A 23,773-nucleotide genomic window follows, 5' to 3' on the forward strand; every position below is an offset into this window, starting at 1 on the left:
ACGCAGGAGGACAACGACCCCGGAAACCCATACACTTATCCACAACCGGTCCTGCTATAGACCGGTCTCCACCCCGGCTCAAAATCCAATCGGCCCGGTGGCTCAAAATTCCGTCGGCGCGGACAGGTCAGCGCGCAAGGTTCCGGCGAGGGCCTTGGCTACATTTTGCTTGCGCGGCATGATACCTCCCTAAATTTTCTTCGTAGCGGTATATCGGGGGCGCGATAATGACCTGCCGATACACGCGGGATTCCCTTGTTCGCAACACATTGAAACGTGCCGTTCTATGTTACAAGATGTGACGATGGCGAAGTGGGGTTTTAGGTCCAAGTGACAAACCGGCGCATCTTATACGATAGGAAATAAAATGGCGGCCTATTTAAGGGATCAGAACGTTCGGAATGTTTCTATTGATGCCGAGTCGCTCGCTCAAATTAATTATGTGTTTTTTGAGCGATTTCAAGAATTAAATCGAGAGCTAGAGAAATCAAATAAAAAGGCGTTCTTCACGTATATCATTCGATTCGATAATAAGGGATATAGGGTTTTTCGTTCGATGAGTTAATTGCGTATTTTAATATGGCTAGTGACGTCGAGCGAGTTCTCTTCACGATTGAATCCGACGAGGCGCTCGCAAGTGGCAGGCGGACCGGGGCTTATATGGAAGTTTGCCTAGGGAAACACTGATTTAACCAGCTCGGCGGTCATCGCTGACGTAGCCGAGAACGTTGTAGAAGGCAGTTCACGGAACGGACCCTCGATGATGAAGCGGCAGATGAGCTTTGCGGAAGCGGAAAGCGCGGGCAAGAAGCGCGTGACCCGGCGTCAGCGTTTCCTGGACGAGATGGAGAAGCTCGTGCCGTGGTCGCGGTTGCTGACGGCGATCGAGCCGTACTACCCGAAGGGTGAGCGCGGCCGTCCGCCGATAGGTCTGGAGCGGATGCTTCGAATCTATTTCCTGCAGCAGTGGTACGGCCTGTCGGACGAAGGTCTGGAAGACGCGCTGTACGACAGCATCGCGATGCGTGCCTTCGCGGGAATCGATCTGGCTGTCGAGAATGTGCCGGATGCGACCACGCTGCTGAAGTTCCGGCGCCTGCTGCTCGAGCATGACCTGACGCGCAAGCTGTTCGATGAGATCGGTATCTCGCTGTGCGAACGCGGGCTGATGATGAAGGAAGGTACCTTGGTCGACGCGACGATCATCGAAGCGCCGTCGTCGACCAAGAACGCCGAGAAGAGCCGCGACCCGGAGATGCATCAGACGAAGAAAGGAAACGCCTGGCACTTTGGGATGAAGGCCCATCTCGGGGTCGACGCCGATTCGGGACTGGTTCACAGCGTGGTGGGCACGGCGGCCAACGTGTCCGACGTTTCGCAGGCTCACGCCCTGCTGCACGGGCATGAAGATGAAGCGTTCGGCGATGCGGGCTACATCGGTGTGGACAAACGCGACGAAATGAAGGGCAAGCCGGTGAAATGGCGTGTGGCGGCCAAGCGCGGAAAGATCAAGGCGATGCAGGACGGTCCGCTGAAGGATCTCGTGACCGCGGTCGAGCGAACCAAGGCGCAAATCCGCGCGCGGGTCGAGCATCCGTTTCATATCGTCAAGAACCTGTTCCGTTATCGCAAGGTGCGCTACAAGGGACTGTCCAAGAACACGGCGCAGCTGTTCAGTCTGTTCGCTCTGGCGAACCTCGTGATCGCGCGAAACCGGCTGCGGTCGGTTCATGGGAGCAGACCGTCATGTGTGTGAAAAATGCGGAAAATGAGGCGCATCCTCGCGTCAAATTCCCCCGAATTGGCGGCGCTTTGCTTCATTGTCCGAAATTTCATCGCCAGCGCCGCCGACAACCTCGCGGCATAGCCTATTGATCAGCGATTCCCTAGAGCGCAGTGGGTGAGGCTGGCAATACAGATTTTTGGGGTGGCCATTATTTTTGTTGTAAGCCTGTGGCTTGCCTCTAGGATCGCGCCAAAGCTGAAGGTGGATAATGCTTTTGTCATAAGCTTTCTTTTTATTCTTTTGATGTTATCGAATGTGTGGTCTTTTTTAAACGGGGCGCTCCTATTTTTTATTTCAAGGGCATTTCCGAATGTTGAGTTTATACGGCCAGCAAAAGCCCGGCTTCACTGGATTGTGCAATCCATTGTGGGTTCAGCCGCATTCGCGATTACCCTGTATGTCCTGGGGCAAGGCTTTTCCTTCTTGACCGACGTTATCGTCGGCTTCGTTGGTAAAGGGAGTTGAAGTTTGGTGCTCGACGGATAGCCGCGCGGTCGGCTGATTCAAACTCTGCCGGTTGCGTGTGCCGGTATCGAATAATCGATGGCGGCAGCACGCAATCCCCATCTACGACGCAACTCCAAATGGCCGAAAATTTGGTTCCCGGCTGACTTCATAAAAATTCGCGTTGCACCACGATCATCGGCGCGGTCCCGCTAGAGATTGCCTACCCCCTACCCATCCTCATGTGGGTGCGCGGATGCCCCGCCATGGCCGTCAGCGCGGCCCGCGCGCATCGACCAAGGAACCAAGCATCGGCGCACGCGCCGACCGCTTAGAGCACCTACAATCCCTATCATCGAGTTGTATCGCGGCGTGCGCGGTAGTCGCACATAGTGGCGTGGCATCTGACGTTAGATGCTGCTTGGAGGCCAGATTGAAAAATGAAAAATATTCAGATCATCGACGGCGCAGAAAACTGTGTTTATGACATTTTCGCAGCGACAGATGAGCAGTTTGAGCTGATTTTTCCGGAGGGGACCGACATTGCATTCATCGACGAGGTTTATGGCCGATCCGATGAGGTGTTGTTGGATGCTGCCTTCATGGAGATATGGACTCGTCCGGTGAAGAAGAAGGATGCGAACGGCATTCACGGCATGCTCTTCTATGAACTGGAGCAGAAGAAGAAATACTACCCTTCAAGGAAAGACGATGAGGCAATCAATCCTGATGGTAGCCTTTTACGAGCAAGAACTTTCTAGAGCACGATGCGCGAGCTTCAGTTATCCGAAGCGTTGCGAGGAACATCCATCAAGAGAATTACGCCTTGGTCGGAAAGACGGGCGGCATGCAGCAACGGTACAAGCCGCCGATGCACGCCGCCTGTCTGTCGCTAGTCCCCGTAGCCTGCGATTTCTGCCAACAGGTCGCTATGCGGTCGCGAACGGCGAGTTTCCCACTTCTGGCGCGGCACGAATTCGAACAGCGGTTCGAGCGCCGCATCTACGAGCATCCGCGCCCGCGATACCAGTTCGCCGCTCGAAATCGAGCCGTCGTGGACAAGCGCGCGAATGTCGCGTTGTGCCTCGGCGATTTTCGCGCGAGCCGCCTTGATTTGGGGCACGTTCGTCGTAACGTTGCCGACGGGAACGCCGAGCCAGTTTTTCTCCGTGAATACGTCCGTCCGAACTGCGGCGCGCAACAAATCATCGGCGCTCGACAATGCGTCGAGCGCCTCGCCGACTTCCGGCGGCGCGGTGCGTTCGAGTTCGGTCAAGATGCGCTGCCGCTTCCCCTCGTGCATCTGCGACATAACAACGTGTCGGGTACGCGCGTCCACCATCGCGCGTTCGGCATCGCGGTAAGCCATTTCGGCTTTGATGAAATCGGCTTACGCGTAGCGGCTCGCCATTGTCGCAGCGGAACTCGAAGCCGTCCGAGCACCATCGCTGATTGCTGCGCTCGACTGCCACCTTGCCGTCGTGTCGACGTTGGGGGCGAGGCGGAATCGGGCGGCGCTGCGTTAGCAAGACTCTACGAACCCCAGCTTGGCCAATTTTGAGGCACCAGCGCAGGCGGATCCATCCACGGCTCTTCGATGAGCGCTTCTTGGAACCAGTCCTCGGCGAAGTTGCCCTTGCAGAGTCCGTTGTAGATACGCGACACGCTGACGTGTGCGTTTATCGTGAATGAGACTGCATTTCAATGCATAACAAAACGGTTGAAAATTTTAATTTAGTCAAGGTTATTTTTTTAGGCGAGATCGTCTAAGCGATCGAAGTTGCTAGGAAGGAGCAGTTGGTGACTATCCGGAAATTTATTCGGGGAATTGGCACTCGATAACGACGAGTCTTGATTTTGCAGAAAAATGAAGAGAAGGGCCGCATGTTTCGGTGCTCGTGGTCACCGAAATCAGCGGGGGGAATCGAATTTTCAGTGCCTTTGAGTGTTCGGGTGATTAACCTATATAAGTGTTTCTAATTGTCAAGTTTGATTGGTTGATTCCTGGTGCTGAAATGAACGATCTCGGCCCAAGAGAGGAGGCTGATACATCATCGGAGTTAAGCGGTCAAGCGATCAGACGCCTTTGCAATCCCTGACAATGCGCGGGCGATTATTTCGATAAATTTCGGCGTGAGAGACCAATCATTACGCCGCTAACAAGTGAAGAAACGAGAAACTTCGGCAGCGTTGATTTCGGCGTTGGCGAGCGTTTCTGCGCTAGCCCAGGGCGTTCCGCCATCCGAAACTACGTCCGGCCCACAAATTCAGCGTTTGCAGCAGCAGCAACTCGAGGCCACCAAGGAGCTGAATCCGCGTCCCAAGGTGCTGACACCCACCGGAGAAAAAACTTCGGCGCCCAGCGTCACGAGCCTGCCCCTCGATAACCCGTGCTTTCCGATCAAGGAAATCGCGCTGGAAGACAATGCGTTCGGCTGGCTCGCGCGTTTCCTTCAACCGGTCGTGGGCCAGTGCGTCGGCAAGACCGCACTCAAGCAGATCCAGGATGCAGCCAACAATGCGCTGATCGAGCGCGGTTACGTGACGTCTCGTGTTCTCGTGCCGACGCAATCGTTGCAATCGGGCACGCTGACGCTGCGCGTTGTGCCGGGGCGCATCAGCGAGGTCCGAGCCGATAAGCCCACGATTGGCTGGTTGCGCGCGGCGCTACCCGTTTCGGCCGGGGCGCTGCTGAACCAGCGCGACATCGATCAAGGGCTCGAGAACCTGCGTCGTCTTCAATCCCAGTCCGATGCCACGTTCGACATCGTGCCGGGTCTGAATCCTGGGGACTCAGAACTCGTTTTTCACCCTGGAACCGGCAAGCGCTGGCATGCCGTTATCGGCACGGACAACGCGGGCCTCGATTCCACGGGCAAGTACGAACTGTCCGGCTCGTTCACGTTCGACTCGCCGTTTCACCTCTACGACCAACTGCAAATTGCCGGCACGACGAATGCCAACTTTGGCGCATCCGACAAGGGCAATCAGTCGGTGTCTGCCAACTACAGCGTGCCGGTTGGCTATGCGATGCTGACGTTGAACGCGAGCCGCTCCCGCTATAAGCAGACGGTGGCCGGCTTCGATGCGCCGATCGAATACAGCGGCGTGCAGTCGCAGCTTCAGGCCGGCCTGTCGGGCGTGATCTATCGGAACGCGCACGCGCGTACGGAGCTTCACGGCAACCTGTTCCACAAAATCAGTCGCAACTCGCTGGATGGTGTCGATCTTCCCGTGCAGCATCGCGACATCATCGGCTACGAACTCGGCATCGCGCATCGCCAATACATCGGTAACGTTGTCCTCGACGGCTCGTTCGCCTGGCGCGCATCGCTTCCGGGCCTGTCCAGCAATTCAGGCACGGTGGTTGGCACACCCGATTTCGACGGTAAAACACAGGTGGAGTTGGCGAGCCTCAGCGCCCAAGTCCCTTTCAAGATCGGCAGTCAGACGTTCTCGTACCAGTTCGGCTGGAACATGCAGAACGCGCGTACGCCACTGACCCCTTCCGACTATTTCACGATCGGCACGCGTTACGCCGTTCGCGGCTTCGATCAGCAATTGACGCTGGCAGCGGAGAGCGGCTGGGTCGTTTCCAACGAACTTGATTGGTACGTGCCGACGCCGCTTGGCACGCAGGCGCTTTATGCCGGCGTCGATGCCGGGCGCGTGCGCGGGCCGGCCGCGGAGTACCTGCTTGGCGAAACATTGGTCGGCGCCGTAGTTGGTGTGCGCGGCAATCTCGCACCGAAGAACGTGCTCGGTGCCGCACTGAACTACGACGTGTCGCTTGGCTTCCCGTTGTCGAAGCCGCAGGGCTTCAAGACGAGTTCGCCGACGCTGCTGTTCCAGGTCAGCACGTTGTTCTAAGCAGTAGGGGTGAACCGAGCGCAACGACATGTTGCGACTCGGTGATTTTGTCGATCGAGTAGTAAGAGCAGAAGGAAAGACTATGCAGAACGTGTACGAGAAGCGTCGTGTTTTTCAAGCCGTAACGACAACGTTTGCGGTGGTGGCCGCACTTGGCCTGAGCGCATGTGGCGGTGGTGACGATGGCGGCAGCGGTAGCAGTGCCGCATCGAGTGGCGCGTCGTCGAACGCAGCGCCGTCGGGCAGCGCGTCGACTTCGTCGGGGATTCGTGTGGAAGGGCAATCGCAATCGATCTCGAGCCAGGTTTCGACGGTTCGTGTCCTGATACCGCCCGCGTCGTGGAACGGCGGGCAGATGCCGAACGGGAATTACACGCTGGCGGCCCTTTCTCAGCCTGTATCGACGCTCAAGGAGCAGGCGCCGGGTGCGTATATCGCGATTCCGTATGGTTCGTCGGGCACGATCAAGACGCTGACGAAGGGCGTCGTGACGGACCTCGCTGGAAATGGCGACATTGCGATCGGCCGCTGGGCGGACGGCACCGATTCGTCGGGCGCTACGTATAACGCGAATCAAGGCCAGGTCTGGGCAGTCGGCGTACCGGTTGCAATTGATGCGACCTCGCCTGTGCAGATGCAATGTTCGCTCGCCTTTGCTACACGTCCCACGTCGGCGGATGGCAATACGGCGCCAGGTTCGCTGACTGGCGCCACGGCGACGCTGACGAGCGGGACAAACACGTTCGGCAATACGGCCATCAACTACACGTTGAATCTGCAGTACTCGATCGGCAATGACCAGAACCAGTCGTTCGTAGGAACGTCCTCGGTCGGCCTCACCGAGCTCAGCGCCAAAACGAAGTCGACTCTGATGAGCACGGTCATGGGTTCGGATGCGAAGCAACCGTACCTGATCGTGTCGTACGGTATCCCGGCAACGACGACGGGCAACATCAACGGCTTGGTGGCACTGAGCTGCAAGTAACGTGAGTGGGGCCGGTCGTTTGCGCGATGTGCGCGATGCCGGCCTGACATGCATTCAAGAATAAAACGATCATGAATTCCGGAATCTTTCGCTTGGTGTTCAGTGCCGTGCGCGGCATGCTGGTGGCAGTTGACGAGAACGCGTCGGCGCATGGGGGCGGCGAGCGCTCCCGTGTACAGCGCGCGGTTCGTCCTGCGGCCGAGGATTCCGGAATCTCGCTCTGGTTTGCAGCCCGGGCAACTGCGTTTGCCGCACTCTGTACGTTCGGCATGCAGCCCCTCATCGCCGAAGCGCAGGCTACGTTGCCGATCACGCCTGATCGTAGCGGTCCGACCCATCCGGTCGTCGGCGTGTCAGCATCAGGCGTGCCGCTCGTCAACATCACCGCACCGAAAAACGGCGTCTCGCTGAACAACTTCACGCAGTACAACGTGGGTACGAAGGGCGCGGTGCTGGTCAACAGCGGCCAGAACTCGCAAACGCAGCTCGCCGGCTGGATCCAAGGCAATCCATTTCTCGGCAACAGCTCGGCCCGCGTGATCGTCAACCAGGTCACGTCGGGTAATCCCAGTCAGCTGCTCGGACCGACCGAGATCGCGGGCAATCGTGCGAACCTCGTGATCGCGAACCCGGCAGGCATCACCTGTTCGGGTTGCGGTTTTCTGAATGTGCCGCGTGTCACGCTGACGACCGGCGTGCCGACGTTCAATCCGGACGGCACGTTGGCGGGTTTCAATGTGACGCAAGGGCAGATCGGCATTGCCGGTGCGGGGCTCGATGCCCATGGCAGTGCGATCGACCTGATTTCGCGTGCGATGACGATCAACGGTCAGGTGTGGGCGGATTCGATCAATGCGGTCGCGGGCGCGAACCGGGTCGACTATGCGAGCAACGCCGCGCAGGCCCAGGCCGGCACCGACGCGGCGCCAGGTGTCGCGATCGACGTGCAGGCACTGGGTAGCATGTTCGCCAATAGCGTCCGGATGATCGGGACCGAGGCCGGCGTGGGCGTGCGAGACGCGGGTGCTGTAACGTCACTGACCGGCGATATTCAAGTCTCGAACAACGGCGATGTGACGATTGCGCCGACCGCGCGCCTGCAATCGGCCGCGAACACCCGGATCGATGGCGCCAACGTCGCCCAGCAAGGCACGATTGTCAGTACGCAGACCACCGATCTGAACGCGTCGCAGGCATTGTCGAACGCCGGAACGATTTCGTCGGGCGGCAACACGAACCTCACTGCGGCAGCCTCGCTCAACAACAGCGGGCAGGCATACGCGGGGGCAGATTCCGCAGGTAATCTCGTCGGCGGTGGCTCCGTCACGGCACGCGCTGCGAACGTGACGAGCAGCGGCACGCTGGCGGCGGGTGACAACGTCAATCTGTTCGCAAACGACGTCACGCTCGACCACGGGACCGTGAATGCGGCCAGCGCAGTCAATGTCACGACGAATGGCACGCTGTCGAACGTCGCCGGCACGATGAGCGGTCAGAACGTGACGCTGAATGCGGGGCAACTGGTCAACGACTTGGGCGTCATCAGTTCGCAGAACCTGGCGAACGTGACCGCGCAATCGGTATCGAACCGGTCCGGCACGTTGGCGGCCGATGCGCTGTCGCTGAACTCGTCCGGTCCGCTCGACAATACCCAAGGGCACATCACGGCGCGCACGGCGCAGATCGCTGCAACCGACCTGACGAACGTGGCCGGTGAGATCAGCACGTCGACGGGTGCGTTGGCACTGACGGCGACCGGGAACGTAGCGAACGATAACGGGAAGATTGCAGGCGGCAATGGTCTCACGCTGACCGCGAATACGGTTTCCAACGCACAGGGCCAGATCGGCTCCGTGGCGGGCAATACCTCGCTCGATGTCACGCAATCGCTGAACAACGCAAACGGCAAAGTTGCGTCCGGTAACGACCTGTCGATTCACACGGCCCATCTCGACAACTCGGCCGGATCGATCAGCGCACATGCCGCACAGATCACAGCGGCCGATGTCGTGAATACGGGCGGCAAGATCGGCACCACTGACGCACTGGCCGTGGCGGTGACGGGCGACGTCTCGAATCAGTCGGGCTCCATGGTCGGCGGCAACGGTTTGTCGGTGACGGCAAACAGCATTGACAATGCGGCGGGCACGATCGGATCGGCCGCTGGCGACACGACGCTGCATGCGACGCAGTCGCTGACGAATACTGGCGGCACGGTGAGCTCGGCCAATGCACTCACCGTCGCAAGCGACACGATCGACAATACGGACGGCAGTATGACGGCCGTGCACGGTGCGCAAATCCAGACGGGGAATCTCGTCAACGCGGGCGGCCAGATCGGATCAACATCGGATGCATTGTCGCTGACGGCCACGCGCACGCTGTCGAACGATAGCGGCAAGCTGGTGGGGGCGACCGGGTTGACGGCAACCGCCGGCACACTGAGCAACCGTGCAGGCCAGATCGGCACGTCCACTGGCGATATGGCGCTGACCGTCTCTCAGGCACTCGACAATACGCAGGGCAAGATTACCGCAGCTGGCGCGCTGAACACGCAGGCCGGTACGTTCGACAATTCGCAAGGCACAGTATCGGCGAATGCGACGAAGCTCGCTGTAGCAGGCGCACTGACGAATGCGGGCGGTACGATCGCGGCGACACGCGACACCACCGTGGCGGCGCAGACCGTGTCGAACCACGGCGGCACCATCGGTTCGGTTTCCGGCGCGCTGGCGGTGGCGACCTCTGGCACGACGGACAACGCTGGTGGCAAGCTGCTGGCATCGGGCGACACGACCCTGACCAATGCGGGATTGCTGAACTCGGGCGGCACGGTCACGGGGGCGAACGTCACGCTCGCGTCCGGACAGGGGACGATCGACAACATGCTCGGTAAAGTGGCGGCAAGCCAATCACTGACGAGCCGGTCGGGGGCGTTCGATAACCGGTCGGGTTTGGTGCAGGCAACGGGCGCCGCCGACATCGATGCGCACGGCCAGACCTTCGACAACAGCGTGATGACAGGGCAGTCCGCGGGTGGTCAGGTGCTCGGCAATGGCGTCACGTTGGCAACCGGAGCGCTGAACAACGCAGGTGGCGCCATCTCGTCGAGCGGTGCCGCGACCGTCAACGCCTCATCCGTGACGAACGATACGGGGTCGCTCGTGGCGGACGGTGCATTGACAGTGCGAAGCACCGGAACGGTGTCGAACGTGGTCGGCCAGATCGGCGGCAACCGGGACGTAACGGTCTCCGGTACGACGGTCGACAACACGCGCGGGGCCATGCACGCGAGCGGTGTGCTGTCGGTGACGGGCGATACGATTCGCAATGCACAGACCGCCAATTCGACGCTGCCGACGACGGCGGGCGTGCCGGGGCTGACGGCCGGGATGGAGGGCGCAAGCGTTATGCTGAACGCCAACCAGGCGATCGACAATACGTCCGGCTCGATTCGCGCGGACAAGGATGCGAAGCTCACTGCACCGACTATCGACAACACGTCGGGCAGCATTCAGTCGAAAGGCACCGCAACATTGGCAGCGTCGAATACGCTGATCAACAGCCAGGGCGACATCAACGGCGGCCAGCAACTGACGGTCTCGACCGGGACGCTCAACAACGGCGGCAAGCTCCAATCGGCCGGCGACGTCAATGTGACGACGCAAGGCGATCTGACCAACACCGGCCAGATTCTGGCGGGCCATGATCTGACGGCCACGGCTGGCGGTACGCTCGACAACAGCGGCACACTGTCTGCAGGCAATGTTGCCAATGTGAACGCCAATTCCATTCAGAACCGCGCGACAGGCGAGATTTTCGGTGGGAACGCTACGAACGTCCACGCGAATCAGTCGATTACGAACGAAGGTCTGATCGACGGCGGTATCACGACGGTGACGGCGGGGGACACCATCACGAATGCGGGTGGCCGGATCTATGGCGATACGGTCGCGGTTGGCGCGAACACAGTCGTGAACGACCAGAACGCCCAGGGCGTGGGCGGTGTGATTGCGTCGCGCGGCGACCTCGACATTGGCGCGCAGACATTCAAAAACCAGAACAATGCACTGATCTACGCGAGCAATGACATTCGCGTCGGCGGCGCGCTGGATGCGAACCATCGGGCAACCGGCAGCGCCCAACTCGTGACGAACAACGGCGCGCAGATCGACGCGGGTCGTGACATCACGATCTCCGCGAATCGATTCGAAAACCTGAACTCGAATTTCCAGACGTCGACCGTCACGACTGCCAGTGGCAACCAGTTGTGGTATCAGGTTCCCGGCTCGACCGAGAAGATCGATCCTTCAACCGTTTATCTATACCAGAAGAACAGCCAGGAAATTCATCAGGGCACGGAATACCAATGGGCGCTGGACGACGACCAGAAATTCATTCTGTTGCCGTCGACCAAATATCCGTTTGCCGACTATGCGAAGTACACGATGAACGGTGTGGCTGGCAAGATCGACAATACCGCGTATCCCGCAAGCAATTTCGGTACAGGAGATGTGGCGTCTCAGACCGGCGCGTATCGAACGGTGCCGGCCGACATCTGGACGACGTTCGGTGTGACGCCGCCGCCCGATGCAAATCCGGCATGGACCAAGTCTGGACCGTTTTGGATGTCGGCGATGGCAGGTTTGCTCGCAGGTAGAAGCAACGTCGGTAGCAACTGGTTTTCCATCAAGGCCCCCACTGAAGCGGACGTAACGGGTGCAAAACCGAATCCCTTCGATCCACAGAGCCCGTCGTGCCTGACTTCGACCAATGCGGCTTGCGCGCCTTTCCAGCAGTGGTACAAGGCGACCGTTACCGCCTACCAGAACCTGAACCAGGCGCTCGTTGCGTATAACGGGGACGTTGCGAGCCGGCTCGTGCAGACCTATACCGTATACGCGGTCGACGTGAAATCGACCAAGGACGTGGTAACGGCTTCGCAACCCGGCACGATTACGTCTGGCCGACATATCACGATCAACACGCCCTCCGGCGTCAACGACAAGAGCCAGATCGTGGCCGGCGACGGCAACAATCCGGCGAACGTGCAGAACATCGGTGCGACAGGCACCGAGACCTTCACGGGCTCGGGCAAGGCAATCTATACCTGGGTCCAGTCGGGCGGTGCCTTCAGTGGTGACGAGCGTGCAACCTCCACGACCAACTACTCGCCGGCCATTCCGTCACAAACGATCGATCTGCCGGTGGTGCTGACCGATCCGAGCAAACCGTCCAATCCAATCAAGAGTGTGGCCGCGTCGACATCCGTTGCGCAGGGCGCAAGCGGTACGGGCGTGACGCCGGTGGCGGGCAAGGATGTCGGCGGCCAAGTGTTGATCGGCTCGGGTGTGTCGGGTGTCGGTGTGGGGGAGGTAGCGGCCGTGAAGGCGAACGTGGGCGATGTCGTCGTGCGCACGGTGACGCCGAACACGCATTTGCCCAACAACGCGCTGTATCAGATCACGAACGATCCAGGTAGCCACTTCCTGATCGAGACGGACCCGCGCTTTACCGATTACCGGAAGTGGCTGTCGAGCGACACGATGCTGGATGCGCTCAAGGTCGACCCGAATACTGTCCTCAAGCGTATCGGCGACGGTTTCTACGAGCAGCAACTGATTCAGCAACAGATCATCCAGACGACCGGCCAGCGTTTCATTGGCGACTACACGGACAACCAGAGCGAATACGAAGCGCTGATGGCGAGTGGCGTGAAGGCGTCGCAGCAGTTCGGGCTGAACGTCGGTACGGCACTGACCGACGCGCAAATGGCCGCGCTGACGAGCGACATCGTCTGGCTCGTGAATCAGACGGTGACGTTGCCGGACGGTAGCCGGCAAACCGTGCTTGTGCCGCAGGTCTATCTGCACGCGAACGCGGCGGACGTGACGGGAGAAGGCACGATCATCTCCGGCAAGAACGTCACGGTCGACGCCAACGGCGCGTACAAGAACTCGGGCACGATCGCGAGCCGCAACGTCACGATTATCCATGCGGATTCGATCGACAACAGCGGTACGGTGTCGGGCGGAACCGTGCTCGCGAGCGCGAACCAGGATCTCAATAATCTTGGCGGGTTGATTCAAGGCGATACCGTAGCGCTGTCGGCCGGCCGTGACCTCAACCTGACGAGCACGACCAGTTCGGCGAAAGCGGCGAATGGCAGCGCGACCGGTATCGATCGCGTATCGACGGTCAATGCCGGCACGCTTCAGGCTGTTGCCGGTCGGGACTTGAACGCCAATGCAGCTGTTATCGCGACGACCGGCGACGCGGTGCTGGCAGCGAACAACGACGTCAATCTGAATGCGGTTCGCCAGAGCAGTCAGGACGCGGTGAAGTGGGATGCCCGCAATCACGCCGAACACTCGGCGTCGAGCGATACGGGCACGCAGATCGCGACGGGCGGCAACCTGGCGATAGTCGCCGGCCACGACGTGAATGCGACGGCTGCGTACGCCAACGCGCAGGGTGCAATTGGCGTGAGCGCCGGGCACGATGTCAACCTGAACGCCGGCGAGCAGAGCGCGAGCGCGAACGACGAGCACTATCGCAAGGAGAACGGCTTCCTGTCGTCGAAGTCGACACACACGATCGATTCGAGCAGCTACACGAATGCGGTCGGTACGACGTTGTCGGGCAGCACGGTTGCGGTGCAGGCCGGCAACGACCTGACGGCGAAGGCCGCAACGATCGCGGCGACCAACGACGTGAGCCTTTCTGCCGGCCACGACGTGACGGTCACGACAGCGGATACGGCTTCGAGCGAGTATCACTACAAGGACGTGAAGAAGTCCGGCCTCGGCAGCGCGGGCGCCGGGATCTCGTATGGCACGAACCAGACGATCGACACCAGCCGCGATACGGTGAAGGGTTCGCAGGGCAGCTTGATCGGCAGCACGGACGGTAGCGTGTCGATGGTGGCGGGCAACAAGCTCCATGTGACAGGTTCCGACATCGTTGCAGGCAAGGACGTGACCGGCGTCGCGAAGGAAGTGACGATCGATGCGTCGCAAACGGATCGTCATCACGAAGAAACTCACGAGATGAAAAGTTCGGGTTTCACGCTGGCCGTGAAGTCGCCGGTGATCGATGCGATCCAGAACGTGAATCAACAGGCGCAGGGGGCGGGCGGCAGCCAGGACGGTCGCGCGGCCGCGCTGCACGCAATTGCGGCAGCGGGCGGCATGGCCGATCTGGTCGGTGCGACCGGCAACATGACGAATGCACTGAACGATCCGAAGGGCAAGGTCGAGGCGAAGGTTGAACTGAGCTTTGGCTCGTCTCACAGCAAGTCGACGTTCACCGAGAACAGTACGCAGAACAACGGCAGCAGCGTGAAGGCCGGCGGCACGGCGGCGTTCGTGGCAACGGGTGACAAGAACGCCGGGCAGGGTAACGTGACGATCCAGGGATCGGACGTGACCGCGAAGGATGTGCTGTTGCAGGCAACGAACAAGGTCAATCTGGTCAACAGCACGGATACCGACAGCACGCGCAGCACGAACGAGTCGAAGAGTGCGAGCGTGGGCGTTTCGTACGGCACGGGCGGGTTCGGCGTGTCGGCGTCAATGTCGCGTGCGCACGGCGATGCGAACTCGGATGCGGTGACGCAGAACAATACGCACATCAACGCGAGTAACACGGCAACGATCATCAGCGGAGGCGACACCAATATCGTCGGCGCGAACGTCGACGCAAACAAGGTGATTGCGGATGTTGGCGGCAACCTGAATCTCGCGTCGGTGCAGGATACGAGCCATAGCGAGGCCCACCAGAGCAGTTCGGGCGGCGGGTTCAGCGTCAGCCAGGGCGGCGGCAGCGCGAGCTTCAGCGCGCAGAGTGGTCATGCGAGCGGCAATTACGCGGGCGTGAACGAGCAAGCCGGTATCCAGGCCGGGGACGGTGGCTTTGACGTAACAGTCAAGGGCAATACGGACCTGAAGGGAGCGTATATCGCGAGCACGACGACGCCGGACAAGAACCAGCTGACGACCGGGACGCTGTCCTTCTCGGATATTCAGAACCGCTCGAGCTACAACGCGAGCAGCTTCGGAATTAGTGCCGGTGGCGGCGTTGGCGACGGTGGGAATAACTACGCCACGCACGGCCAGGCGAGCGGCAAGAATACGGGCGGTGCATTGCCGCTCTACGTGAGCGAGAGCGACAGCAGTAACGCAACCACGAAAAGCGCAATCAGTGCCGGCAACATCACGATCACGGACAAGGCGAACCAGAAGCAGGATGTGGCGACGCTGAATCGCGGCACGTCGGGCCTGAATGGCACGGTGAGCAAGACGCCGGATCTGCAACAGGTGTTGAGCAACCAGTCGGATCTGATCAATGCGGCACAAGCGGCGTCGGAGGCGATCGCAAAGCAGATTGGCAGCTACGCGGACAGGAAGGAGAAAGCCGCACGCGATGCCGCTGCCGCGACCGACGATCCTGCGCTCAAGGCGCAATATTTGCAGGACGCGAAGAACTGGGCTGAAGGCGGTGATAATCGTGTTGCTCTGCACATCGCAGGCGGTGCGCTCACCGGTGGATTGACGGCGGGCGGGCTGGGTGCGGCAGGCGGTGCAGCTGGTGCCGGGCTGTCGGCGAAGCTCGCTCCGGAACTGACGGAAATCGCGCAATCGATCAAGGATGCGGGTCCGACCGGCAACAAGAACGTCGACGAACTGCTGGGTAACGTGACTTCGACCCTGCTGGCCGGTGGTGCCGGCGCGCTCGTCGGCGGAGGGACCGGTGCGTTGACGGGCGCGGCGGTCGATCGATTCAATCGGCAACTGCATCCGGAAGAAAAGACGCTCGCGAAGCAGCTGGCAGAGAAGAGCAAAGGTAAATATACCCAAGCGCAGATCGAGGATCAAATGCGAATCATGGGTGTGTCGGTTGATGGCCAGCATCAATCAGGTGCGCCGGAGACGCTGGTGGGGCAAGCGCCGACGGACTCTGAGGCTAAATGGATTTATGCGGGTTCGAAGGCCGACGGGAAACCAATTCTGACCCAGGCAACGGCACAGGTGAATTCGGATCTGCAGGCATACATCGTGGCAAACGCGAACTCGGCTGCGCCTGGTCAGGTGCCGAGCCAATTTAACTATGATCGTTCTACAGGCGGCGGGCCGGGATTCAATCTGACGGGACCGTTTACGAAGTTCGACCAGTCGGATACAAACTATGTGAAGGGCGCGACTGCGGATACGGCCTCGATGGTGTCGAATACTGCAGGGTGGATTTCGTCGACTGCGGCAACTGGGGCCGCCGTGCCATCACCCTTTGCTCCAGCGTTTGGAACAATTGCCTACGGAGCGACGGTCGTAGGTATCGGAGCTGACGCCGTGTCTCAACTGGTAAGTCCCAATGCAGGTCAATACACTTACGAAGGTGCTTTGGCACTGGGTGGTCAAGTGGTTGGAGATAAGGTTCCTATCGCGTCGCTGGTAATCAATGGCGCATCCGAATTCATAAAAAAGCAGCCATTCTCAACAACGATCGGCAACTGGGTAGGCCAACAGTTGAATTCGATTTTCGGTCCGAGTGCTGACAAGGGAAAGAAATGAGACTCATCGAAGACGGTAATTTCTCAGGGTGGCTTAGAGTTGTCCTTTTTTTAGTTGGCTTGGGCCTGGTTGTGGGCGGGCTTGGACTTGATCAAATGCCCCGATGGATCAGAGCTGGGGCGTTCCTCTTTGGTTTTGCGGTGATGGCCCTTGGCGGAATTTCCAGTCGAGCACATATGCTGAAGATCAAGCCGTTCGATAACAGTTACAAAAAGGCGCGCAAGAGCTACGAAGTGAAGGCCGACGAGTCGGATAAGTCAAGATGATAATTAATTAAGTTGCTTTGGGCGAAGTAATAATTTAAATATATTTTCGCTTAGAAAATAAAAGCCATGATGAAAATCCGATACCTTGCTGCACTTTTCTTGTCGCACATTAGCAGACCGTTGAAATACGTCGGTCCGTCCTGCACGATGTAGGCTCCCGAGATCAAGGAAGAGCAGGCAGAGGCGAGGCGCGGACGGTTACAACGAATCGTTGTTCAGCACGGTGAGGCTAGAGGAATTTGTTCCGCAGGCGCATCCGCTGCGCCAGATCCGGACGTGGCTGAACGAAGCACTGTCGAAGATGGATGCGAAGTTCTCGGCGATGTACGAAGTCGACGTGAAGGGAGGCCGACCGAGCATCGCGCCTGAGAAACTGATGCGGGCGATGCTGTTGCAGGTGCTGTGCTGGTGTGTCGGCGAAGCTCGCTCCACAGTTGAATGAGATTGCCAAATCAATCAAGGACGCGGGGCCGACTGGTAACGCGAACGTGGACGAACTGCTGGGGAATCTTGCGTCGAACGTGCTGGCAGGTGGGGCGGGGGCGTTGGTCGGTGGTGGAACGGGGGCGTTGACTGGGGCGAGTGCAGATCGCTTTAATCGTCAATTGAGCCCCATGGAAATCGACAAGATTAAGGCGCTGGCTGGCAATAATGTCGATCTCTACAACCGCTTGATTGCAGCTGCTTGCTCGCAAGTCGATTGTTCTGCGGAATTCGTGAAGGGTACGGCAGACTTCCGGCATTACGACGACATGCAGAAGCTTGGTGCGCAAGACGCTCAAGCACAGAAGATCTTGCGCGATGCGCAAGCGAGCGATCCGACGTTCCTCCAATACCCTTGGACGCAGCAGGCGTGGGATGCTGCAAAGCGCGCGAATAGCAAGGCTACGCAAGTTGCGTCTTGGGTCGGAACTGCTGCGTCGTCGGCTGCCAAAACGGTGGCCAACGGTGTTGTGCAGGGGGGGCTGCAAACGCTTGATGGATTGTCCGCTATTGGTGGCGGTGTCGGCGATCCTGCAAGCGAGGTTGGCCAATCGATTCAGCGGAACGGTGTGAAGCAAACCGCCGTGAATTCGGTGGCCGGGTTCTCGGATACGATGAAGGCCGTCGGCCAGGGTGATCCGACTGCTGTTGGGGCGTTGACTGGTAGTGCTGCGTTGGCGGTGCTTACTGACAGGGTTCTGGCAAGCAGCAAGCCGGGTATTAGCGTCGATATTGGCGAGGCGGTCGGTGGGCACAGTGTCCGAGATGTAAATTCGATCTATCCTTCCGATGGCCGAACGATGAATTGTGCGAACTGCGCCGTTGCCACAGACGCGACATTGGCCGGAAATCCGGCGAGCGCCTTGCCAGGACAGGTGACAAGCCCTGCGGATGTTGCGACGGCTTTCGGAAAAACGCCCTTCAATTGGATCGGTCGTAGAGGTCCTGATGCGATCGCTCAGACTATGTCGAATTGGGGGGATGGCTCCAGAGCAGTTGTGTTCGGTGCTCGTGGAGATGAGGTAGGACACTTTAGTAACGTAGTAAATCAAGGCGGAACGATTCGTTTCCTAGATGGCCAAACTGGCAAGCCTACAAACCTGAGCGATGGGTACACGCAATGGTTTATTCTCAGGACAGACAAATAGGAGGAAGTATGGCTATAACCAAGGACCAGGCGCTGCAACTTGTTCGAGAGTATCTTGATCAAATGGATTCAACCGAGTCCACCGGTGGCTATGCGGTGGTTGAGGGAAAGACGATCGAAAAGCAGTATGGGTGGGTGTTCGTATTCAATTCGAAAAAGTATTTGGAGACCGGAAACATTATATTTTCTCTAGGGGGAAATGGGCCAATTATTGTGGAGCGGGAGAACGGGCGGCTGCATCAATTGGGGTCGGCTTCGTCTCTGCAAGATTCTGTCAGGCAATTCGAGGAGGCCAACGGTTTCGATTGTCAGTGAAGAAAGATGAATAGCAAGATCTCTTAGGCGCAAATTTCATCAAAGACAGATCTCGAAAAAATTCTAGGGCCAGCGTCCCTTGACTTGCTTGACCGACAATATGTCGTCGCTGTGGGGCGCCACAAGGGGGTTGTCCATTGGCTATTGTCCGACCACGATAATTTGGTACTCGATTGGGAAAAGTGACGGGACGAGTTTGTGGCCGCAGGCTACGAAGTGCCTGATCAGAGTGCGACGGCAATGGAGAGGGTCGGTAATGTAGTTGTCGACCAGAACTCAGCTGAAGAGTTATTGGCGGATCCAATAACTCATCGATTAAGTATTGGCTTTTTGTGGAATGTTTTATTGGAGCACCGAGTTATACCGTCGGTCTTGGTGTTTACTATGGTGTAGGGAGGGAGACAGAGATTGGGTTTAACGGTCTAGTTCCTACGGACGCACGCTTGGGGCTCGGGGTCGGGATAGGCGCGCATGGCTGGATTCAGGGGATAAGTCAGGGAGGCTCCGTCGACCTGTTCAGCTACGGTCGAAATCAAAATCCTGGTGACTATCGAGTGGGTTCTTCAGCGAGTGCCGGCCTTGTCCTCGGCTCAGTCGCGGGGCAGTTTGGTGCGAGTGCCGGGATGTATTCTAATATTGTTGGTAGTCCGGAAACGGGATTCTATTGGCAATCTAAGGGTGGGATTGGTGTGTCGCCAATTTTCGGGGTTGGGGTAGAGGCTAAGCTCAATATTCTTGATTTTAGTTGCAAGCGGAAATGATTTTATGAAAAGTAAAAATGGTGCGCTATTGGGATTTAATCGAATTAGGGTGGCGATAATTGTATTATTGGTTCTTGGATTTGTCGCGTTTCCTTTTTTTGGGTTTGTTTCGGTTAATTATCAATGGTTGTCTGCGGTATTCGTATTGGTGATTATTGTGATGCTGATTATAATGATTGGTATTTGGTATCGATGCCCCTACTGTAATGCTATTCCTCGTGGAGATCCGATTCCATATGTTGATCTTGTTGCAAAAAAATGCTCATCGTGCGGTCGCTTGTTACGTGATTAACAGTGCGATTTAGATTGATTCGGTCGGCGGTTGCATCCTACGGATGTTGCAATGGATTAAAGACAATGCTGCGACGTATGCTAAACAGGGCGATATTTTCGTTGGTCAGCCATTGACGGCTTGACTGCACGAGCGGAGCGCCTGGTACAGAATGGCTCGCCGGAAGCGCAGACTAGCGACGTTGAGCGGTGCTCAGGATCGGCAGTACAGTCGCTGTTCCGGCTAGTTATTTGCAAGAGATAACGGTGTAATGGCCGAGTGGAAATACACCCACCTCCAAGCGGCATCGCATTAATACGTTCGAGGTTGGTGTTAATCTCATCGCACTGCAAGCTACTGCCGCACCTGTACCGGCAGGCATCGCACCACCAGCAGCAATCTCGCCTGGCACGCTTCAGGCTGTCGCCGGTCGGGATTTGAACGCCAATGCGGCTGTTATCGCGACGACCGGCGACGCGGTGCTGGCAGCGAACAATGAAGTCAATCTGAATGCGGTTCGCCAGAGCAGTCAGGACGCGGTGAGCGGCGGCGACACCAACGATCCGGAATATGCAAATCACACTTACAACAGTCAGTACATCAAGCCAAATCAGGGCGCGTACGACCTTGGACAGCAGCAGTTGGCTCGAGGGCAGACGTATAACGACCTAGTGACGTCGAATATGAAGAAGGACCCAGTGGGAACGACGTTGGCAGGCGGGGGGATGATCGGGCTCGGGTTGGCGACGGGAGGTTCGTTGGCCCCGGTCGGCATGATGGGTATCGGGGCGGCAGTTGGACTGATGGCGAATGGCGGTGTGCAACTCACGGGTAATCAGCCGTTTGACTGGACGGGTTTTGCGCTGGCGGGCGCGACGGGGGCTGCATCCACGGGGATGAAGTTTGTTCCCGTGTTCCTGACAGGGGTCGGCGGTGCGTTGACCGGTTCGGCACTACAAGGACAGAATCCGAATGGAGCAATGGTGGGGGCGGCGGCGGGAACGGCGATTGGGTACACGATCGGCTCTAAAATCGAAGGTAGACTCAATGACGCGCTGAATCCTTGGTACCGGCAGGAGTGGCAGAGTATCGGTATGGGTATTTCGAAATATGTTCCCCCGAGTGTATTGCCATCATGGCTGGGTGGGGCAGTTGGGGGCGTGACACAAGAAAAAGCCGGTGGATTGGTTCAAAATGGATTGAATGGATCTGTGAATAAATGAGGCTTAATAAAAATTTTGAATTACTTCGTTGGGCATATTATTTTTTATTTTGGTTTATAGGTATGGGGATTGGTGTGGTTATTGTTGAGCTGGCGGCTAGTCCTGCATTGCAATGGTTGCTATGCGACGCTCCGTATCAGCTGCCGACGTGGAACCGGGTTGGTAGGATGGCGGTGTTTGTAGTTCTGTTCAGTCTCGCGTCTGGTACGCTAATATGGTTCTACGAAAAAAAGAGATCAGGCCGCTAGGATTCGAACGCTTTCCTTTTCAGACGTCCAGAACAGCGCGAGCAGCTTTGGGATCAGTGCTGGTTGCTGCGTGCGATTGTCAGACTGGGCATTGGGTCAGTCTTGTTGCGCATGCTTCGGCGCGTCAAAAGTGCGGCTTTTGACTATTATTTCCTCACTGTGGCCCGGCATTTATGGGTTGGCATACTCATGTGCCCGTCATTTCGATGAGCGGCGGCGTTGATGGCTGAGGCATCGGGGGGAAAGCACGATTACGAAGTTCGGAGCATCGTGGGCTGCCGAAATCTGAATTGCGCCGGTTACAAGAACGACCCGCAGTATGCGATCACGCTTACAACAGCGAGTACATCAAGCCGAATCAGGATGCGTATGACCGAGGACAGCAGCAGTTGGGCCACGGGCAGACGTATAACGATCTGGTGACGTCGAATACGAAGCAGGACCCGGTGGGAATGACGTTGGCTGGAGTGGGGATGATCGGACTCGGGATGGTGACGGCTGGTGGCATTCTGACTCCTGCTGGCATGGCGACGGGCGGTAGCATTGGCGCTGCAGTGAACGCCGGTGCTCAGTATGTCTTCAATGACGGGAAGATTAACTTTATTGATACTGCGATGACCGGCGTCGCAGGAGCGTTGACGTTCGGTACGGGTTTATCACCGGGCCTGCTGATGAATACAGGTGCTGCTCTGACCGGTTCGGCTCCCCAGGGAGGCAATCCGAACATGGGTATGGCCGGCGCAGCCGCTGGATCTCTGATTGGTTATGGTGCAGGCGGAAAAGTTGAGGGAATTTTGAATCAAAAATTCAACCCGTGGTATCGGCCAGATTGGATTGATTTGGGGCTTGGAGTATCGAAATATGTGCCGCCAAGTGCATTGCTGTCGGTAGGTGGAGCGGTTGCGGGTGCAGTTGGATCAGAAAGCGCCGATAGCAGTGTGAATGCAATAATTAATCGTGATGTTCCTCGACCTTCCAAACAATGATGAAATTTAAACGCGAACTGGCGACCATTGTCTATTTTTTTATATTCTTTTCGCTGATATTTGTCGTGATTGGAGTTTTTTTTGAGTTTCTGGTGTGGCCAGGGTTAGCGTGGTTAGCGGGGGCGGGAGGCTACCATCTGCCGTCGTGGGATCGACTTTTTAAATGGATGACGCTGATGGGTCTAGTGGTTCCGCCATGCACATTGATAATGTGGTTTTGCGAGAAGAGGAGATCAGGGCGATAAAGCCTGAGACGACGAATCAGGCGTTTGCCGGGTTCGTTGTTTGTAGCGGGGGCAGCCGACGTTCACCGAGAACAGTACGCAGAACAACGGCAGCAGCGTGAAGGCTGGCGGCACGGCTGCGTTCGTCGCAACGGGTGACAAGAACGCCGGACAGGGCAACGTGACGATCCAGGGATCGGACGTGACCGCGAAGGATGTGTTGTTGCAGGCGACGAACACGGTCAACCTGGTCAATAGCACGGACACGGACAGCACGCGCAGCACGAACGAGTCGAAGAGTGCGAGTGTGGGCGTTTCGTATGGCACGGGTGGGCTTGGCGTGTCGGCGTCGATGTCGCGCGCGCACGGCGACGCGAACTCGGATGCAGCGACGCAGAACAATACGCACATCAACGCGAGTAACACGGCAACGATCATCAGCGGAGGCGACACCAATATCGTCGGCGCGAACGTCAACGCGAACAAGGTGATCGCGGATGTTGGCGGCAACCTGAATCTCGCGTCGGTGCAGGATACGAGCCGTAGCGAAGCCCACCAGAGCAGCTCGGGTGGCGGGTTCAGCGTTAGCCAGGGCGGCGGCAGCGCGAGTTTCAGCGCGCAGAGCGGCCATGCGAGCGGCAATTACGCCGGCGTGAACGAGCAAGCCGGTATCCAGGCTGGGGACGGTGGCTTTGACGTAACAGTCAAGGGCAATACGGATCTGAAGGGAGCGTATATCGCGAGCACGGCGACGCCGGACAAGAATCAGCTGACGACCGGGACGCTGTCCTTCTCGGATATTCAGAACCGCTCGAGCTACAACGCGAGCAGCTTTGGGATCAGTGCCGGTGGCGGCGTTGGCGACGGTGGGAATAACTACGCCACGCACGGCCAGGCGAGCGGTAAGAATACAGGCGGTGCATTGCCGCTCTACGTGAGCGAGAGCGACAGCAGTAACGCAACCACGAAGAGCGCAATCAGTGCCGGTAACATCACGATCACGGACAAGGCGAACCAGAAGCAGGATGTGGCGACGCTCAATCGTGATAGGTCGTGCCGCACCGACCACACCCGTTACTATCTTCGTGCCCCGATAATCGGGGCTTTGGCCAGCCAGGCCCGGCATGATTCTCGCCCCCAGTCGCAGTCATGATCCGGGGGGTGTTGTCACCGGGCCTGGTGGGTGGCTGGTGAT

At 58.2% G+C, this 23,773-nt stretch carries 13 protein-coding genes and 3 pseudogenes; 14 read left to right on the forward strand and 2 right to left on the reverse strand.

Annotated features, from left to right (window positions below; translation table 11 throughout):
• Positions 1–763 precede the first annotated feature (763 nt).
• The 3 genes from HWX25_RS31095 to HWX25_RS31105 all read left to right on the forward strand — a co-directional run bounded on the left by HWX25_RS31095 (position 764) and on the right by HWX25_RS31105 (position 2,991).
• Complete coding sequence (locus tag HWX25_RS31095) at positions 764–1,756, forward strand: IS5 family transposase (protein WP_134255214.1); 993 nt, start codon at positions 764–766, stop codon at positions 1,754–1,756.
• Between the two features lie 144 nt (positions 1,757–1,900).
• Entirely contained in the window at positions 1,901–2,251 is a 351-nt protein-coding gene (locus tag HWX25_RS31100) for a hypothetical protein (RefSeq protein ID WP_175912384.1), read from the forward strand.
• A gap of 419 nt (positions 2,252–2,670) precedes the next feature.
• Positions 2,671–2,991 (forward strand): hypothetical protein, encoded by a 321-nt coding sequence (locus HWX25_RS31105; protein ID WP_175912386.1) that lies wholly within the window; start codon positions 2,671–2,673, stop codon positions 2,989–2,991.
• A 131-nt stretch (positions 2,992–3,122) separates the two neighbouring features.
• Here the strand turns inward: HWX25_RS31105 and HWX25_RS31110 are convergent, their stop codons facing one another.
• Together HWX25_RS31110 and HWX25_RS31115 are read right to left on the reverse strand one after the other, a co-directional pair.
• Positions 3,123–3,599 (reverse strand): hypothetical protein, encoded by a 477-nt coding sequence (locus HWX25_RS31110; RefSeq protein WP_244138819.1) that lies wholly within the window; start codon positions 3,597–3,599, stop codon positions 3,123–3,125.
• 19 nt (positions 3,600–3,618) lie between these two features.
• Positions 3,619–3,759: pseudogene (locus HWX25_RS31115) on the reverse strand (IS3 family transposase); the annotation flags it as partial.
• 634 nt (positions 3,760–4,393) lie between these two features.
• Here HWX25_RS31115 and HWX25_RS31120 point away from each other — a divergent pair.
• From HWX25_RS31120 to HWX25_RS31170, 11 genes and pseudogenes are all read left to right on the forward strand, one after another.
• Positions 4,394–6,100, forward strand: coding sequence for a ShlB/FhaC/HecB family hemolysin secretion/activation protein (locus tag HWX25_RS31120; RefSeq protein WP_175912387.1), 1,707 nt, complete (start codon positions 4,394–4,396; stop codon positions 6,098–6,100).
• 82 nt (positions 6,101–6,182) lie between these two features.
• On the forward strand, positions 6,183–7,085 hold the full coding sequence (locus HWX25_RS31125; RefSeq protein WP_175912389.1) for a hypothetical protein: 903 nt from the start codon (positions 6,183–6,185) through the stop codon (positions 7,083–7,085).
• Between the two features lie 71 nt (positions 7,086–7,156).
• Positions 7,157–16,654 (forward strand): hemagglutinin repeat-containing protein, encoded by a 9,498-nt coding sequence (locus tag HWX25_RS31130; protein WP_175912391.1) that lies wholly within the window; start codon positions 7,157–7,159, stop codon positions 16,652–16,654.
• Positions 16,651–16,920 (forward strand): hypothetical protein, encoded by a 270-nt coding sequence (locus HWX25_RS31135; protein ID WP_059815611.1) that lies wholly within the window; start codon positions 16,651–16,653, stop codon positions 16,918–16,920. Before HWX25_RS31130 ends, HWX25_RS31135 begins: the two co-directional genes overlap by 4 nt.
• Before the next feature lie 211 nt (positions 16,921–17,131).
• A pseudogene (locus tag HWX25_RS31140) lies at positions 17,132–17,323 on the forward strand (IS5/IS1182 family transposase); the annotation flags it as partial.
• Between the two features lie 85 nt (positions 17,324–17,408).
• Positions 17,409–18,551 (forward strand): toxin glutamine deamidase domain-containing protein, encoded by a 1,143-nt coding sequence (locus tag HWX25_RS31145; RefSeq protein WP_175912393.1) that lies wholly within the window; start codon positions 17,409–17,411, stop codon positions 18,549–18,551.
• A gap of 8 nt (positions 18,552–18,559) precedes the next feature.
• Positions 18,560–18,865: a YrhB domain-containing protein gene (locus tag HWX25_RS31150; RefSeq protein ID WP_175912395.1), complete on the forward strand. Its 306-nt coding sequence runs from the start codon at positions 18,560–18,562 to the stop codon at positions 18,863–18,865.
• A 765-nt stretch (positions 18,866–19,630) separates the two neighbouring features.
• Positions 19,631–19,918 (forward strand): hypothetical protein, encoded by a 288-nt coding sequence (locus HWX25_RS31155; protein ID WP_175912397.1) that lies wholly within the window; start codon positions 19,631–19,633, stop codon positions 19,916–19,918.
• A 416-nt stretch (positions 19,919–20,334) separates the two neighbouring features.
• Entirely contained in the window at positions 20,335–21,120 is a 786-nt protein-coding gene (locus HWX25_RS31160) for a hypothetical protein (protein ID WP_175912399.1), read from the forward strand.
• A gap of 538 nt (positions 21,121–21,658) precedes the next feature.
• On the forward strand, positions 21,659–22,354 hold the full coding sequence (locus HWX25_RS31165; RefSeq protein WP_175912401.1) for a hypothetical protein: 696 nt from the start codon (positions 21,659–21,661) through the stop codon (positions 22,352–22,354).
• Between the two features lie 297 nt (positions 22,355–22,651).
• Positions 22,652–23,632 (forward strand): annotated as a pseudogene (locus tag HWX25_RS31170) (hemagglutinin repeat-containing protein); the annotation flags it as partial.
• Positions 23,633–23,773 lie beyond the last annotated feature (141 nt).

Source organism: Burkholderia sp. BCC1640 (assembly GCF_902833125.1).
Taxonomy (GTDB): domain Bacteria; phylum Pseudomonadota; class Gammaproteobacteria; order Burkholderiales; family Burkholderiaceae; genus Burkholderia; species Burkholderia diffusa.